We start from the raw sequence: 16,050 nt of genomic DNA, 5'->3' as shown, positions 1-16,050 counted from the left end.
CGGTCTCCGGGAATTTTCCGGATTGGTATGCGCACGAGCACCGCGCACAAGCTGCATCGTGACCACGATTGCCGTCCCAATTTTCTCCGACCATGCCGCACCATCAGGTGTGCGCAATCGATCGAAGGCGCATGCGACCGCGCTGCTGGGGCTCTACGTCTTCGGCTTCACACTGGCGCACGAAATCGCGCAGGCGTGGGGTGGCGCCGGCTTCTACTCTTTGTGGTATCCTGCGGCCGGACTACGGCTGGCGCTGCTTTGGCACATGGGCGCGCGCTGGACATTGCCGGTTGCCGCAGCCGAACTGGCCGTCGATCTCATCCTCGGCGCTGTTCCAGTGTGGGGCGTAGACGCGGCGATTGGTTGGCTCGGCGTTGTTCGGCCCGTGCTCGCTTATGGGGCCGCGACCTGGGCAGTGCGGCGACTGGCGGCGCGTGAAGGCGCGGCGGGCGTCACGCTGCTGGCGCCGCCAATGCCGCTGGCCTTGGTCAGCATCGCCGCCCCGGTGCTTGCAGCGTTCTTCTCCTTGCCGCAGGCGCTGCTGCGCGGAGACCTGACCGGAGTCGAGTCCGCGCGCGATGTCACACTGTCGATAGCGGCGTTTTCCGTGGGCGACGTACTCGGCACGCTGCTGATCGCTCCCCCTGTGCTGTGGGCGGCGGATCGCATTTCGGGACGTCCGCACAGCCAGCTCGCACGCCCGCGCGTCACCGCCGTGATGGAAAGCATTGCCGTGCTTGCGCTGGCCACGCTGGCAGGGGAAATGCTGCGTTGGCTGGGGCTTGGGTCACAGTCCGCACCAGCGTTGATCGCGGTCGCGTGGATCGGCTTGCGCTTCGGTCGCGTGCCGGCATGGTGTGCGCTGCTGTTCGTGTGCGCGATGGTGCTGCCTCGCACCGTCGGCGTGATGGATACGGCAGATCGGCTGCAATTCCATCTCGGGCTGGCGAGCGTGGTAATGACGGGATATCTCGCTGGCAGCTTTCACGATGCGCAGACGCGGGCGCGCGCCGATATGGAGCGGCGCGATCGGTTGCTGTTCCAGGCCGAACGACTAAAGACGCTGCGTGCGATGTCGGTGGCGGTGATCCACGAGATTTCTCAGCCGCTCTCGACACTGGCGATCGAAGCGCGGCACCTGCACGAGCTGACGGTCGATGCGCCAGCCGAAGTAGCAACGACGGCTGCGCTGATCGACCGCAAAGCGGCGCACCTGTCCGACTTGGTCCGACGCCTGCGCCGCTATGGTGGACGGGCGGTAGACGAACCCTCGCCGCTGCCGCTCGCGACGCTGATCGAGAGCGTGGTCGCACTCGCGAAGCCGGAGGTGCAGGCCTCGGACGTGGGTATTGCCGTCGCCCCAGTCGATCCGTCACTCGCGGTCATGGCCCAGGAGGTCGAGCTGGCGCAGGCAGTGGTGAATCTTATCCGCAACGCGCTGCAGGCATGCGGCGCAGGCGGCGAGGTGATGCTGTCGGTCGCACACGAAGGCGAGGCGGCGTGCATCGCCGTCACCAACCGCTGCGTTTCCGCCACTCCTACACACCCCGGCATGGGTGTGGGCACGCTGGTGGCGCGAGCAATCGTGGAGGCGCATGGCGGCACGCTCTCGCTCGTGCGCGCAGAGCATGCGGCGCGTGCGGTCATCACTCTTCCGCTGATCGGAGCGGAAACGTGAGCGAAGCTCCCGCCATTACGCCGACGATCTATGTCGTCGACGATGATCGCGACCTCGGCGCCAGCGTTGCCAGATTGCTCCAGCGTCATGGCTTTTGTGCCGAGCCCTTCCTTGATCCCGCACCGCTGCTCGCTCTTTATGCCGATGCGTGCGTCACCGGCGCGGCACATTGCATCGTCACCGATGTGATGATGGGCGATATCGACGGATTCGCCTTTGCCGATCGCATGCGTGCAATCGATCCGGGCGTCGCGATCATCTTCATGACGGCGTGGCCCACCACCGCCAACGCGGTCGATTCGGTGCGGCGCTATGGTGGGCTCGACTATCTGGAGAAGCCGATCGACGAGGATCGCCTGCTCGCCGCCGTCACCGAGGGCGTGGCGTGGAGCGCTGGACGGCGCGCGGCGCTCGAGCGCACGGCACGGCTCACCGTGCGCGAGCGGCAGGTGTTCGACCTGCTGGTTGAGGGTCACCCGAACAAGGTGGTGGCGGACCGGCTTGGCCTTTCTCCAAAGACCGTGGAAGATCATCGTGCGGCCGTGCTCGCGAAAACGGGGGCGAGTGGGCTTGCCGCGCTGATCGCGCTTTCGCGGTGAACGGAATCGAGGGAGAACACGCCAGGAAGCGTCGCATACGCCATCGAACTGACGGGGCGATGATGCACGCACCGTTCGCTGCCGACGCCCTTTGCTGGATGCAGGCTTACCGGCTTGATTTCTTCCGGCGCCAAGGCGCGCTTATGCTACCCACCATTGCCCACCCGCATCAGGATCAAGACAGACTGGTTGACTGGAGGACGGCTGCATGAAGCATCATGAGGCTAGTTGCCTGCCCGAAACGCTAATCGAGCTCGCGATCTTGGGCGTGCTGGCCGAGCGCACCGAGATCTACCCCTCGCACCTCATCGGTGAGCTCCGCCGCCGCGCGCCCTCTGTGCCACCCGAACGCGTAAGCCGAGTGTTGGTGAGATTGTGGGAGGAACGCCGCGTCGCGCGACTGTGGCACCGATATCTTCTACCCGACCAGGTAGGCGCAGTGCGCGCACGATGGCTGGCGATGGTAGAATGCCACCGCGACGAGCTCAATACGCTCGATCCCGGCTATGCCGGGTGTCACGCAATCCTCACCGCCTGGGACGGCTGGCGCGCTGCTGCGGCGGAGATATGAGCGACGATCCGGCGGTGCAGGACACCAAGGATCCGCGGGGCGCGGCCCCGGCAAATCGCTTGGTGCAGCCTGAGGACTTGCGCTTAACCGCACCACAGGTGATCCTCGCGCCAGATACGTCAGCGGAGCCTGTATGACCAACCTCCTCTACGTCGACCTGAAGGACAAGCAGCGTGTGCTGCGCGACGGCTTTCTGATGCCGCTGACCCTGCGCGTCCACCGCGCGCTTTCGTGGCTCGGCCGCGCAGAAGATGAACCCGAGGACGGCGATGTGCACTTCATCCTCCTGTGGATCGGCTTCAACGGCGCCTATGCCGGTGATGTCGCGCGCGAGGTGGCGAGCGAGCGCGAAGCGTTCCGCGGCTTTTTCGAGACGCTGCTGGGGTTCGACAGCACGAAGCGCATCTACAACATGGTGTGGCAGCGGTTTCCGCACGAAATACGAATGCTGCTCGACAACCCCTACATCTTCTTGCCGTTCTGGGCGCACCACAACGGTGTGCCGGGCAACGAGGATTGGCGCGATCGGCTGGAAAAGAGTCGCACCCGCATCGGCTACGCGCTGCGCCAGCAGGATACCGCAACGATCCTGTCAAATCTGTTTGACCGGCTCTACGTGCTGCGCAACCAGCTGGTCCACGGCGGCGCGACGTGGAACAGCGACGTGAACCGCAACCAAGTGCGCGACGGCGGCGCGGTGCTCGGCTGCCTGCTCCCGATCTTCATTGATCTGATGATGGACGCGCCCGGGCACGAGTGGCCAATGCCGCATTATCCGCCGGTGGGGATGTTAGAGGGCCGATGATTGACATGAGGGACGAGGAACTGACCACGCAGCAGGCGGCGGACCTGCTCAATGTCTCGCGCTCTTACCTGACTGGGCTGCTCGACAAGGGCGAGGTCGCTCACGCCGGCACCGGCGACGATCGCCGTATCAAGGCGCGCGACGTCTACACCTATAAGGCGGAGCGGGACGCCAATCGGGCGAGGGCGCTCGATCAGCTGATCGCGGACGATGCCGACTTCCTGTGACTTTCAATAGGCAGGCTGAACGATGAAGTGCCTTGCCGTCGCCATCTCAAATTCGATAGCCTGACCGCCCGTAAGTCCACTCTTATCGAAGAACTCGCGGACCGCGGCGCGATTGCGGAAAATCATCTTGTCGCCCGCTCTGTCGGTATCGACCGTCTGTCCGGGTCGAAACCCCACCGCAACGGGCTTTCCTGCAGCGGACCTGTTGCCGCCCCCGATTGCACGCGCTGGCAGGAGGTCGCGAACCTGCCGCAGATGAATGTGGCCGTTGCGCAGGTTACCGACCTTCAGCTCGATACGGCGTGTCATCATTCGCTTCTGCGTCTTATGTCGAAGTTTCAAATTGAGAGGAGCTCACCCCGCACATCGCGCGCAGTCGCTCCCGCATGCCCGCGGCAGTCCCCATGTCGACCGTCGCCACCTCGACCCGCTCATCGCACCCCGGCAGGTTGATGCGATAGGCCTCCGCCAGCGGCATCGCGCCGAGCTTCTCGTGATGAGGGTAGAGCAATGTCACCCGCGGGCACGCATACAGCCGCGCATAGGCCATCATCTGATAGACATCAGCTTGGGCGACGCCCTGCTTGGTATCGTCCACCCGCGCCGCCACGCGTTTCCATTTGGTGTCGATCACCTGCTCCACCGTGTCGCCGCGCTTCACCAGGATGTCGGGCCGCGTCTGGAACACGCCCTTTCCTTCGCGCTCCAGGCAAAACAGCCGCCCGCCCTGCGCCACCACCCGCGCGCCCGTTCCCGCCAGCGAGCGTGCGAGCATCCGGGCGACATATTCCTCGAACAGCGTGTTCATCTCAAACAGCAGCGAGAAGCCCTGCCCCCCGCCGCTCGACGTCGTCTGGAACCGCTCGCCCAGCAGAAGCCGCGCGAGATCGACCAGCGCGCGCCAGCGTTCGTTAGTGCGGTCGATCACCACCTCGTCCCAGCGTAGCGCGCTGGCGGGGACGTCGGCAATGTCGGCATAGGCAAAGGCGAGCTCTGCCAGCCGCCGCTGGTTGTCTCCCGCGCGCGCAATGCGCCTCAGCCGCGTCACCGCCGCCTTCATGATGCGGTTGAGCGCAACGTCGGGCGAAAGCGCATCGTAGCGACAGGCGAGCCGGTGCGGGCTGGCGGCGAGCGTCGTGAACTGCCGCATTACGTCGAGCCGCCCGCGCAGCGCAGGCAGGTCCTCCTCATGCGCGATGTAGCGTCGCGGCATGCCCCGGCGCACCGCATCGGCGAGGCGCGTGGTAAACAGCCGGATTAGAATCTCGAGCAGCGTCTCCTTCTGCTCGTCATGGTGCGCGATCTCGCCCGCCTCCACTTTCATGTCGAGCGCAACCGCGAGCATGTGGACGAGCCGTCGGCGCACCCCACCGTGATCGCCAGCGCCATCGATCTTCGGCAGGATCTCCAGCGTCGCGCCCTCGGCCACCACCACGCCGACAACGCCGCGCGCGCGTAGCCCCTTGCGGCGGTGTTCGAGCACCCCCTCACCGCCACGCCCCGACAAGGGCGAGGCTGCGGCCACGGCCGCCAGCCGCACCGCGAGCGGCTCGGCGATCTCGCCCTCGCCGTGCCCGTGCGGCAGGTGCGCCCACTCATCGAGCGTGCGCGCAATCACGCTACGGCAACCGCCTTCGCGTAGGAGAAGTCGGCAGGGTCGCGCACGGCCCAGCGATAGCGATACGCCTCCTCCCCCTCGCCCGCACCGAACGGCGAGGGCAGCGCACGCCGCGACAGGAAACCACCTTCGTGATACTTGCCGTCGTCGGGGAACACGTCGCCTAGGACCGCGGCGACTTTGGTCCAGTCCTCGTAGAAATACTCAGCCAGCAGCGGGATCACCTTGTGCCGCATCACGTCGCCCACGTCGTCGCGTGTTCTGCACGGCAGGAAATAGGCATGCCCGATCTGATGCTCGCGATCGAAGAGATACTCGATCCGATCGTTCAGCGTGCGGAGCAGCGCGGGCAGGTCGATGCCGTCGACCGGCCCCAGCACCGACGCATCGGGCATCAGCTCCTCGAATGTGAACCGCCGCCGGAGCGCGGTGTCGAGCAGCGCGATCGAGCGGTCGGCGGTGTTCATCGTGCCTACGATGTGGAGGTTCGCGGGCACGCCGAACGAGTCCCCCGAATAGGGCAGCCGCACGCGCAGCTCGTTAACCGCGCCGATGCGCTTGTCGGCCTCGAGCAGCGTGATGAGTTCGCCGAACACTTTGGAGATGTTGGCGCGGTTGATCTCGTCAATGACGAGGACGAAGGGCGCGTCGTCGGCAATGGTCGAGGCGGCAGCACCGAAAACGATCGCGTCGAGTGCGTCCCAGTCGACGACGTCGCCGTCGAGCTGATAGGTGGAATGACGGCGAAACTGGCGCGGGTAGAAGCGGTCGCGCAAGATGCCGCTCGCGTCTTGCCACAGCCAGCGCACCGCACGACGGTGGGGATGGTAGGGCGCATCAGCATCGTATCGGTAATCACCGGTGATCTCGGCTATGCCGCGCACCAGATCGCGCCCCTCAGACAGGATGACATAGTCACCCGGCTCCATCGCACCGCGAAAGGTATACATCATTTCGATGTTGGGGTCCTTGCCCGTCGCATGGGGGTCGACCGTCTCCTGCCAGTGACGTTTGATTGCCTGAAAGGAGTCAAAGCTCTCGTCCGCCCAGTCGATCTCGCCGCCCCAGCCCAGATGGATTAGCCCACGCTCGAGTCCCTCGGCGATGCGGTCCTCTTCCTTGCCTGGACGACCAAGCGCGATCTTGAACACGCCGCGACGTCGATCGAGACGCGCTTTTCTACCCAGACCCGTCAATCTTGCCCGCTCGCTGATCTGCTTGAAGATGCCGTCTTTGGGGCGGAGACGAAAGCCACCTGTGCCTGACTCGGCCATGCCATCGTCGGCGGCAACGCCGCCAACTTCCGGCCGCAGCCCTTCTACGAACTCCTCATACGCCATCGACTGGTGAAAGGTGACGAACTCGATCCGCCCCGCGTCGGTCAAACGCTTGTAGGCCGCCATCAGCTCGGCGCGATCGTCAGGCACCGCTTCACCGCACAACCGCACCGAATGCGCCGCGGTGGCGTATGTCTTGCCGGTGCCGGGCGGGCCGTAGAGGATGAGGTTGGTGGGCGCCGCGATTGATGATCCTGCATTAACCGCCACGTCCTGATCCTCTACCATGTTCTCACCATATTCGTCAGGCCAGCGGCCGGGTCGCGGCGGATCGGGCGGGAACCACGCCTCGATCGCGGCGCCATGTTGTTCGAATAGGTCACCGAACCGCTCGGCGTCAGGCTTGTTGAGGAAGATGTCGTCGACGCCGAGCTCCAGCGCCGCATCATTCTTCCGGAACCACATCCGCGGTGTGCCGGTGCCTTCCACCACCCCGAGCACCGCTTGCGCGTTCTTCGACCTTGGCGACTTGCGTCCGAACCGCACCGGGCGGTCGGCAAGATTGACGAAATACCAGTCGAGCCCCGCCGCATGCACCGTTCGCGCAATCGTGCAGAACGCCGCGTTCTGCTCCGGCGACCAGCGCTCCTGCACCGCACAGAACGATGCGCTGCGCCGAAAACGCGCCAGCAAGGCCGCGTCGTCCATCTCCGCCTCCTTCTGCTTGCCGCAGGTCGCGAGAATGAAGCCGTGAACATCCCACAAGTCGCGCGGCGCCCAACCCCACTCGATCATCGCTGCGCGGATCTGCTCGGCGAGTGCCAGCACCGCGCGATATTCGTCGGCACTCATCGGTTTGTTGGCGAACAGGGCACGATCGTTCAGCAGCCGCTCGGCATTTACGTAGAGCTGGTAGCGCACGCTGATTGCGCGATCGGGTGCGATCGCAGCGAGAACCGTCGAGGGAACGACACGGGTATCGCGGAAAGTGTTGGGCTCGCCGATTGCCTCCAATGCAGGCCGGAACGTCTGGTTGAACGTAACTGCGGCCTCGGCCGGGTCGTCCTGCATCGCAATCAGCGTGTCGAGCGCCGTATTAAAGCTTGCAGGATCGACCTCACGCGCCCGCGGCACGCGCCAGTTCACGTCACCGTCGAAGAACGGCGGCAGCGCGCCGCGGCCGCCCTGCGATGCGGCAAGCACGTCCTGCAGCACCGCCGACCCGTCTTCCGGATGCTGTGCGGTTGCAGCAAGCAGTGCGTCGACGCGCTTGCGATAAGTGTCGTGATAGCTGCCGGCGGTAGCGGCGAACGCCCCGACGATCTCGAAATCGGGAAAAGCAGATAGGAAGCGCTGTTTGAGTGCAAGCAGCGGCGATAAGCCGCCATCATACCAGTCCAGCAATTCCCTGAGCTCCTCCACGCTGCGCACCGACACTGTCATGACCGGCCTCGGCACGGCGTCACTTGGCGGCGAATGCTTGAGCCGCGACGGCAGATTGGAGTGACGCGGTTGCCCTTCCAGGTAATGGCGCACCGTAAGCACAGGCGGCATCCCGCGAGTGTCATCGTCTTCCAGCCACAGCTGCATGCCAGACACGTCCCGCTGCAAAGCGATCGCGCGGCCATCCTTCAGGTGAAAGCCGACCATCTTCGCGGTATCGGTCGATGGATCATTGTAGCGCCGCCGCAGCTCGGCCTCGGCACTCCCCTGACTCGTTGTGTCCTGCATCAGGCGTCCAACCGACGACCAAAGGTGCTTGTAAACGCTTTCATCATGGCGAGCGCCCAGCGATGCTGCTCATCCCAATCGTTGTCGGCGTAGCCATTGTCGCGGGTCGCACGAACCACGGTTTTCTTGCGACCATCCTTCTTGTCCCAGACCAGCCCTTCGCCGATCTCTGACTGAATCGCTGCCCGCTCGGCGGCGAGCCGGTCGAACTTGCGCCGATCGACGTCATCGTCGTTGTTGAGGTTCACCTGGATTTGGTTCGCGGCGACGCTCAGGCTGATGTGCGAGCCCCGCACCACAGGCGCGAGCGGGACCCAATTCTGGCCGGGCTTGCGCACGTCTAGCCCTGCCGCCGGCGCCTTGGCTGCGAACTGATCGAGATACCGTTTCAGATCGTCATTCATCACATCCCCTCCCCAGCTTCGGCGATCAACCACGCCAGCGTATTCACCAGCCGCAGGTGCTCAACCGATTTCGCGTCCAGTTCGAGCAGCTTCGGGTTTGCCAGCACGATCGCCAGCGTCCGCGCGCGGCTGATCGCGACGTTCAGGCGGTTCTTCGAATAGAAGAACTCGACGTGGCGCGGCAGGTCGTCGGGGGTGGACGTCGCGAGGCTGACGATCGCCACCTCGGCCTCCTGCCCCTGGAACTTGTCCACCGTGCCGACGCGCGCGCCGTTGGGGAGCGCGGCCTTCAATGCGTTCACCTGCAGATTGTATGGTGCGACGACCAGGATGTTGCGGAGGCCGATCACGCCCTCCTTCCCCTGCCGGTCGATGTAGCGTTGCCCGATCAGGCTGCCGACCAGCTCCGCGGTGAGCGCGGCTTCCTCCGGGCAAACCTGCGCGCAGCCTTCGTGATGCATCGCCACCATCCTGAGGCCATGCGGGCGCAGCAGCGGGTGCGCGCCCGGCCCGAGCAGCAGCGTCTGGCGCGCGCAATCGGGGTGCGCCTGCAGCCGGCCATCATACACCGCTGTGCTGATGAAGCTCTGGATCGCGGGATGCATCCGCCAGCTGGAATCGAGCAGAATGCCGCGATCCGCCGCGATCGTCGCGGCGCCTTCCAGCAGATAGTCGAGCACCGACAAACCGCTCTCGCCCGGGTGCGCGCCCTGGATCGGCTGGCCGAGCTGCATCTGGTCACCGACCAGGATGATGTTGCACGCGGCCGCGCCCATCGCGACAAGGTGGCCGAGCGACACCTGCCCCGCCTCGTCGACAAACAGGTAGTCGAACGTCTGGTCGAGAGCCTCGCGCGCGAACAGCCACGCGGTGCCGCCGACGAGCTGATGGCCGCCGAGCTCGATGTCGCTGTTGTCGAACACGTCCTCGATCATCTCGCCGTTCAGGCACGTCTCGGGATCGCCGCGCGACGCCTTCTTCGCGCCATTGAAGTCGAACCCCTGCTCGGTTGCGACCGCCTCCACCTTGGCGAGCAGGTTGTTGATCGCCTTGTGGCTGTTCGAGGAGACGCCGACGCGCTTGCCCGCTTTCAGCAGCGCGACGATCACGTGCGCGCTGGTGTGCGTCTTGCCGGTGCCGGGCGGGCCCTGGATGAACAGAGTGGAGCGGTCGAGCGCCAGTGCAGCCCGCGTGGCGGCCGCGATCAGCATTTCGCCCTCGCGCACCAGCGCGCCGCCGGCCCAGCCCGTCATTCGCGGCGCGGCGCGCTGGATCAGGTCGGCGATCGCGTGATAGGCGTCGCCCTCCTCTGCCGCGAACGTCGCCGCGACGCGCGCCACCGCAACCGCCAGCGGCGTCGTGTCGAGCGGCCACCCGGGCATGATGCTGCCGTCCCCGGGGAACGCCTCCTCGCCCTTGAGCGCGCGCTTCACCTCGACCCAGCCGTGCGGGCGGTCGAGCCCGACGATCGTGCCCAGCCGCATCCGCGTCGGCGCGTGGAGCACGGTCACGCCCTCGCGCAGCTTCGTCTCCTGATCGGGGAAGCTGTAGCGCGCGATCCAGCTGCGCTTGTCGGCGCGCAGCCATTGCGTCCCGAACGGCTGGATCGCGCCGATGCACTCGACGTCGTCGATCAGCTCCTCTTCCTCGCGGTCGCAGCGGTCGAAGACGGCCCAGTGCGCCGGCTTGTCGGCGCGCGCGTGGAAGTCGATCAGATGCGCCACCAGCTCGCGCCCGCGCGGGGAGAGCCGCGTCGCGTTCGCGCGCACCGCTTGGCGCAGCGCCTCGCGCGCTGCCTCCGCCGCGTCGCGCTCCGCGCTTTTCTCCGGCGCGACCTCGGCTTGCTTGACCCACCAGTCGACGTCGCCCGGCCGCAGCGTCAGCAGCCAGTTGCGCATCCCCTCGGTATTCTCGCAGTCGACGCGGTTGTAGGCGACGATCTCGTCCAGGATCGCGTCGTCGCGCGTCTCCTTCCAACGATGATATTCGACGATCGACTGGTCGCCGCTGACCACCGCCTCCGCGCGCTTCGCCGCGAAGAATACCTCCAGCGCCTTGAGGCTCAGCTTCGGCTCGCTCGTCCGGATGCCCGCGCGGGTGACGGTGTAGAGGTCGACCAGCTTCTCGCCCCGCAGCAGGTTGTCGACCGCCTCCTCGCGCGTCGCAAAGTGCGTCGACAGCCGGCGCAGCACCATCACCTCATAGGCGGCATAATGGTAGATGTGTGCGCCCGGGTTCGCCGCGAGGTGCGTGGTGAACCAGTCCACCATCTCCTCGAACACCGCGCGCTCGGCCGCGCGATCGTGCGCCAGCGCATGGCGGAATTTCGCGTTGCCGGCAGCGTCGCGGTAGTGGACGCCCCAGAGATATTCCAAACTGCCGTCGGGAGCGAGCGGATCGCCCTCTAGGTCGAAGAACAGGTCGGCCGGGTGCGGTCGCGGTAGGCGCGTGAAGCCCTTGCCGTCGATTACCTCCAGCGTCTTCGCGCGAGGCTCGCCCGTCAAACGCCGCTCGACCTGCATCGCCGCCTGATCGCGCAGACGCTCGAACGTCGCGGGCGCCATCTTGGCGACGCGCGTGCCCGGCGCGGTGGCGGCGAGCGCGGCGACAGTGTCGATCCCGGCGGCACGCAGCTTCGCCCGCTGTGGCGCGCCGAGGCCCGCCACGAGGCTGAGGTGATCAGCCGCCTCCCACTCGCTCGCACACACGTCGCGCCAAGCGCACAGAGAGCAGGCGGCGCACGGTTCCGCCACCGACGAGGCAGCCTCATCGGCGACGAACGACAGGTAGCGCGCCTTAGCGGCATCGAGCGTGTGGCGGAACTCGACGGCGCGAAACGTCTCCTCGCGCCCGTCGCCCAGCACCACGTGCATCGCGTGCGGACGCGTGCCCTGCACCTCGGCCACCATGTCGGAATACAGCCCGAGCTGGAGCACGTGGCTGGGCTTGGCCGAGCGCGCGAGCTTGGTGTCGACCGCCTCGTAGCTCCACCCGCCGAGCGCCGACGGCGTCTCGACGCGGCGCAGGAAGTCAGCGAAACCGTGCCACGGCTGATCCAGCAAGGTCGCCTGATAGATCATGCTCGCGCCCGCGCGCATCGCGTTCGCGGTCGCGGCGGCGCGCCCTTCCAGGCTGCCGGTGTCGGCGATCGTCACTACGCCGTCGAGCCGCTCGCGATACGCCGCCTCGTGCGCGTGGCCCGCGTCCTGCGTCAGCCTGACGCTCCCCTCGTCCACCGTCCGCCGCGCGCGCAGCGCCGCATCGCCCAGCGCCCGCGCGTTCAGCACCACCGCGTGCGCGCAGCCGAGAAAGGCGTTCAGGTCGCCCGCGGAATGGAGGATCTGATCACGATAGCGTCGCATGGCAGCCTTGTGCGAATAGGATGCGACACAATCGGACGTGCGCCGCCAAGACCCTCATTCTGCACGATGATTGCCGGCGCACCACCCGGGTTTTCCCCGGAAAACGTCAGCGCGAGCGGCGTTCGTCCAGCAGAGCGGCGGTGTCGCGGCGGGTATGGAGGATTGCAAAGATCGTCACCGTCTCGTCCGTCACCTCGTAGAACACACGAAAGGGCGCAACCAGGATCGAGCGGACACGCACGCCATCGGTCGGCAAATCGACGAGTGTGCCGCGATCAGGGAAGTCGGCGAGGCTACCGCCACGCTCGGCCAGCCGCTCGACGGTCGCATCGGCTTCATCCTGTCCCGCTTCATCCGCGAGATAGCGGTGGATATTGATAAAGTCCTGCTGCGCGCCTTCCGAGATGATGATCCGGTGCGTCATTCTGCGTCGTAACGCCGCGAGCGCATGTCCTCGATGAAGTCCTTGAAGGGCCGCACCCGCCCCGCCTTCACATCCTCGCGCCCCATCTGCACCAGCTTCAGCAGCGCCAGGGTTTCCTGCGTCGCCTCGTAGCTGGCGATGTCGACCACCACCGCCTTCGCTTCGCCGTTCTGGGTGATGATGTAGGGCGTGCGGTCCTCAGCGACATTGCGCAGCACCTCGGCCGCGTTCGCCTTGAACCAGCTCACCGGCTTGATCCGCTCCAGCATGCCCACGACCAAGTCTCCACCTTTATTCGGACCGAATATGAACCGCGCGAGCTGGTCGCACAACCACTACTTGCAAAATTGAAGCTGATCGCGCACGGAGCGATGCAAGAACGTTCAATCGCTACGCGGGGCCGGTAAATGGATGCAATCACCAGCCAGATCGGCGATCTTGCCGACGCGGGCGAGCGCATGATCGAGCGGCTGAGGCGCAAAGCGTTCCTGCCCGAAAGCCGCAAGGGGCTCAACGTGCGCTTCGGCATCGCGGAGGCGGCGCAGCTGCTCGGCTGCTCCACCAATCGCATCCGCATGGCGGAAGAGGACGGCCGCCTCCCCCCTGCCCCCGCGACCGACACCGGACGCCGCGTCGGCTATACCGTGGACGAGCTGCTCCACATGCGCGACGTGCTCGGCGCCTCCCCCGCACGCGCGCCGCTCGACGTGCCCGCGATCGTCGCGGTGCAGAACTTCAAGGGCGGCGTGGGCAAGTCCACCGTCACCACCCACCTCGCGCATTATTTTGCGGTGCAGGGCTATCGCGTGCTTGTCGTCGACTGCGACAGTCAGGCGACCACGACAACGCTGTTCGGCTTCAACCCGCACTTCAACATCACGCGCGACGAGACGCTCTACCCATATCTCTCGATCGATCCGACCCAAGCGGACCTCAACTACGCGGTAAAGCGCACGCCGTGGCCAAACGTCGACCTGATTCCGTCGAACCTCGAACTGTTTGACGTGGAATATGAACTCGCCGCCGCGGGAGCGGATGGGCAGTCGGTGTTAGCGGCACGATTTCGCAAGCTGAAGCAGGGGCTGATCGACCTCGCGCACGATTACGACATCGTAATTCTTGATCCCCCGCCAGCGCTCGGCACGATCAGTTTGGCGGTGATGCAGGCGGCAAACGCGCTGCTGGTGCCGCTGGCAGCGACGACACCCGATTTCTGCTCGACGGTGCAGTTCCTGTCGATGATGGACCAGGTGCTGCGCCAGCTGGAGAGCGCAGGGATCGCAGTCGACTACAGCTTCGTGCGGCTAATCTGCTCGAAGTTCGACGCCAACGATCCCAGCCACGCGATGGTGCGCGCGATCATGGAGCAGAGCTTCGGCCCCGCGCTTCTGCCCGTGCCTATCCTCGATTCAGCCGAGATCAGCCACGCCGCGATGCGGATGATGACGGTTTATGAGCTCGAGAAGCCGATCGGCACCCCGCGCACCCACAAACGCTGCCGCGCCAACCTCGACGAGGCGCTGGGGCAGATCGAGCAGCTGGTGCGGCAGGGATGGGGCCGGGTCGCCCCGGCGCGGGAAGAGGATGTGCTCCATGCTGCGGCTTGAGACGCGAAGCGCCGGGGCGCAGCCCAAGCCGGCTCGGCCAGACGACAGCCCAGTCGACGTCACGTTCGCGAAGGCGGACGTGACAGTCCGCGCCGGTGAGCACCGGGGGGCTCCTTTCCTACACGCCCATGTTCCGTCTATGTTCCGCGCGGTGGAGGCTCCCTGTGGCGCGTAAGCAATCCGATTATCTCGCCGCGCTGCTCTCCGACGACGAGCCTGCGCGCACGCCCGTCACCGAAGCTACTCCCTCTCCTTCCGCGCCCGCCGAGCCACGCCAGCGCCTCGCCGGCACCACCCTGCTCGGCCGCGAATCGGCGCTCGCCCGTGTCGCTTCGGGCGAGGTGCGCCAGGTGACCCAGCTGCTGCTCGACCCCGCGCGCGTCCGTATCTGGCCGGGCAACGCGCGCTCCTACGCGCACCTCACTGAGGAAAGCTGCCGCGAGCTGATCGACTCGATCGTCGCCGAAGGCGGGCAGAAGGTCCCCGCGATCGTCCGCCGCGTGGAGGGCGACCCGGCCCACGATTACGAGGTAATCGCCGGCACCCGCCGGCACTGGTCGATCAGCTGGCTGCGCGCGCACAGCTATCCCGAGATGCAATTCGTGGCGCAGGTCGCCGCGCTCGACGACGAGGCCGCGTTCCGCCTCGCCGATCTTGAGAACCGCGCCCGCGCCGACGTCTCGGATCTCGAGCGTGCGCGCAATTATGCCGCCGCGCTCAAGGCGCATTATGGCAACCACCTGACCCGCATGGCCGAGCGGCTGAAGCTGTCTAAGGGCTGGCTCTCCAAGATGCTGCGCGTGGCCGCGCTGCCCGACGCGGTGATCGCCGCCTTCGCCTCCCCTGTCGATGTCGCACTGAAGCCCGGCTACGCGCTTGCGCAGGCGATGGACGACAAGGCCGTGGCGCCAGCGATCCTCGCCCAGGCCAAAGTGTTGGCAAAGGCGCAGAAGGCGCGGCGCGATGCGGGCAAGCCGACGCTCCCCGCCGCGGACGTGCAGCGCCGCCTGCTTGACGCGTCCCGCGCGAAGGCGGACGCACCCCAATCCTTCGTCTGGACCACCCCGCACGGCCGCCCCGCGCTCAGCGTTCAGTCGATTAATCGCCAGGGCATCACGATCCGCCTCCACGCCGGCTCAGGCGTGGGGCCCGACGAACTCGCCGATGCGCTGCGCCACGCGCTAGCCGCGCTGGAGGCGGAGGGCCGGGGGCTGAAGCGGTGATGTTTCCCCGGGGAAACACGAGGTCGCGTCCATGACCCGCGCCAATCGCGAGGCGGTGCCCGAGCAGTTCGACTTCTTCCTCCCCTATCTCGCGGACCTGCCGCTGCGCGACCAGCGCGAAATGATGGAGCGCCCCTTCTTCAGCCTCGCCAAGTCGAAGCGGGTGAAGCCGATCGACTATCGCGCGCCTGACGGGAAGCTCTGGGTCCACGTCTCCGCAAATCCCGATTACGGCATGGCGACGATCTGGGACGCCGACATCCTGATCTACTGCGCCAGCGTGCTCGCCGACATGGCACGCCGCGGGGTCAACGATGTGCCGCGCAAGCTGCACCTGATGCCCTACGACCTGCTCCGCGCGATAGGCCGCCCCACAACCGGCCGCGCCTACGAGCTGCTCGGCCAGTCGCTCGACCGGCTGGTCGCTACCACGATCAAGACCAACATCCGCGCCGAAAACCGCCGCGAAGCGACGTTCAGCTGGCTCGACGGCTGGACGCAGCTGGTCGACGAGAAGACCGAGC

At 66.3% G+C, this 16,050-nt stretch carries 15 protein-coding genes; 8 read left to right on the top strand and 7 right to left on the bottom strand.

Going from position 1 to position 16,050, the window contains the following annotated elements:
* Nucleotides 1-58 precede the first annotated feature (58 nt).
* The 5 genes from ACFDS6_RS06660 to ACFDS6_RS06640 all read left to right on the top strand — a co-directional run bounded on the left by ACFDS6_RS06660 (nt 59) and on the right by ACFDS6_RS06640 (nt 3,880).
* The gene (locus ACFDS6_RS06660; RefSeq protein WP_375271342.1) at nt 59-1,678 is read left to right on the top strand and encodes an ATP-binding protein; all 1,620 of its coding nucleotides are present in this window, start codon (nt 59-61) and stop codon (nt 1,676-1,678) included.
* Nucleotides 1,675-2,277, top strand: a complete 603-nt coding sequence (locus ACFDS6_RS06655) for a response regulator transcription factor (protein WP_375271341.1) — start codon at nt 1,675-1,677, stop codon at nt 2,275-2,277. Before ACFDS6_RS06660 ends, ACFDS6_RS06655 begins: the two co-directional genes overlap by 4 nt.
* Before the next feature lie 208 nt (nt 2,278-2,485).
* Complete coding sequence (locus ACFDS6_RS06650) at nt 2,486-2,848, top strand: hypothetical protein (protein ID WP_375271340.1); 363 nt, start codon at nt 2,486-2,488, stop codon at nt 2,846-2,848.
* 175 nt (nt 2,849-3,023) lie between these two features.
* A complete protein-coding gene (locus tag ACFDS6_RS06645) occupies nt 3,024-3,653 on the top strand; it encodes a hypothetical protein (protein ID WP_375271339.1) in 630 nt (209 codons plus the stop codon).
* Nucleotides 3,650-3,880: a helix-turn-helix domain-containing protein gene (locus ACFDS6_RS06640; RefSeq protein ID WP_375271338.1), complete on the top strand. Its 231-nt coding sequence runs from the start codon at nt 3,650-3,652 to the stop codon at nt 3,878-3,880. The genes ACFDS6_RS06645 and ACFDS6_RS06640 overlap by 4 nt, the downstream gene beginning before the upstream one ends.
* Before the next feature lie 3 nt (nt 3,881-3,883).
* On the opposite strand, the gene ACFDS6_RS06635 is transcribed toward ACFDS6_RS06640, so the two are convergent.
* From ACFDS6_RS06635 to ACFDS6_RS06605, 7 genes are all read right to left on the bottom strand, one after another.
* Nucleotides 3,884-4,189, bottom strand: a complete 306-nt coding sequence (locus tag ACFDS6_RS06635) for a hypothetical protein (RefSeq protein ID WP_375271336.1) — start codon at nt 4,187-4,189, stop codon at nt 3,884-3,886.
* Nucleotides 4,190-4,205: 16 nt separating this feature from the next.
* The gene (locus tag ACFDS6_RS06630) at nt 4,206-5,498 is read right to left on the bottom strand and encodes an McrC family protein (protein ID WP_375271335.1); all 1,293 of its coding nucleotides are present in this window, start codon (nt 5,496-5,498) and stop codon (nt 4,206-4,208) included.
* Entirely contained in the window at nt 5,495-8,425 is a 2,931-nt protein-coding gene (locus ACFDS6_RS06625; RefSeq protein ID WP_375271334.1) for an AAA family ATPase, read from the bottom strand. The genes ACFDS6_RS06630 and ACFDS6_RS06625 overlap by 4 nt, the downstream gene beginning before the upstream one ends.
* An 80-nt stretch (nt 8,426-8,505) precedes the next feature.
* Nucleotides 8,506-8,910: a DUF4268 domain-containing protein gene (locus tag ACFDS6_RS06620; RefSeq protein ID WP_375271333.1), complete on the bottom strand. Its 405-nt coding sequence runs from the start codon at nt 8,908-8,910 to the stop codon at nt 8,506-8,508.
* Nucleotides 8,910-12,272 carry a TM0106 family RecB-like putative nuclease gene (locus ACFDS6_RS06615; RefSeq protein ID WP_375271332.1) on the bottom strand — a complete coding sequence of 1,121 codons (3,363 nt, stop codon included), beginning with the start codon at nt 12,270-12,272 and terminating at the stop codon, nt 8,910-8,912. The genes ACFDS6_RS06620 and ACFDS6_RS06615 overlap by 1 nt, the downstream gene beginning before the upstream one ends.
* 106 nt (nt 12,273-12,378) lie before the next feature.
* Complete coding sequence (locus ACFDS6_RS06610) at nt 12,379-12,696, bottom strand: type II toxin-antitoxin system RelE/ParE family toxin (RefSeq protein WP_375271331.1); 318 nt, start codon at nt 12,694-12,696, stop codon at nt 12,379-12,381.
* On the bottom strand, nt 12,693-12,965 hold the full coding sequence (locus ACFDS6_RS06605; RefSeq protein WP_375271392.1) for a type II toxin-antitoxin system Phd/YefM family antitoxin: 273 nt from the start codon (nt 12,963-12,965) through the stop codon (nt 12,693-12,695). The genes ACFDS6_RS06610 and ACFDS6_RS06605 overlap by 4 nt, the downstream gene beginning before the upstream one ends.
* A 138-nt stretch (nt 12,966-13,103) precedes the next feature.
* Between ACFDS6_RS06605 and ACFDS6_RS06600 the strand changes: the two genes are divergently transcribed.
* The 3 genes from ACFDS6_RS06600 to ACFDS6_RS06590 all read left to right on the top strand — a co-directional run.
* Nucleotides 13,104-14,303, top strand: coding sequence for an AAA family ATPase (locus ACFDS6_RS06600; RefSeq protein ID WP_375271330.1), 1,200 nt, complete (start codon nt 13,104-13,106; stop codon nt 14,301-14,303).
* A 164-nt stretch (nt 14,304-14,467) separates the two neighbouring features.
* Nucleotides 14,468-15,526: a ParB/RepB/Spo0J family partition protein gene (locus ACFDS6_RS06595; protein WP_375271329.1), complete on the top strand. Its 1,059-nt coding sequence runs from the start codon at nt 14,468-14,470 to the stop codon at nt 15,524-15,526.
* Nucleotides 15,527-15,557: 31 nt separating this feature from the next.
* Nucleotides 15,558-16,050, top strand: a 493-nt coding sequence (locus ACFDS6_RS06590) for a replication initiator protein A (RefSeq protein WP_375271328.1), incomplete at its 3' end; no start/stop codon positions are given.

The sequence above is a fragment of the Sphingomonas sp. genome (assembly GCF_042095875.1).
In the GTDB taxonomy this organism is placed as follows: Bacteria; Pseudomonadota; Alphaproteobacteria; order Sphingomonadales; family Sphingomonadaceae; genus Sphingomonas.
The sequence above is the reverse complement of the archived record's forward strand: the minus strand, read 5'-3'. Positions and strand labels throughout refer to the sequence as shown.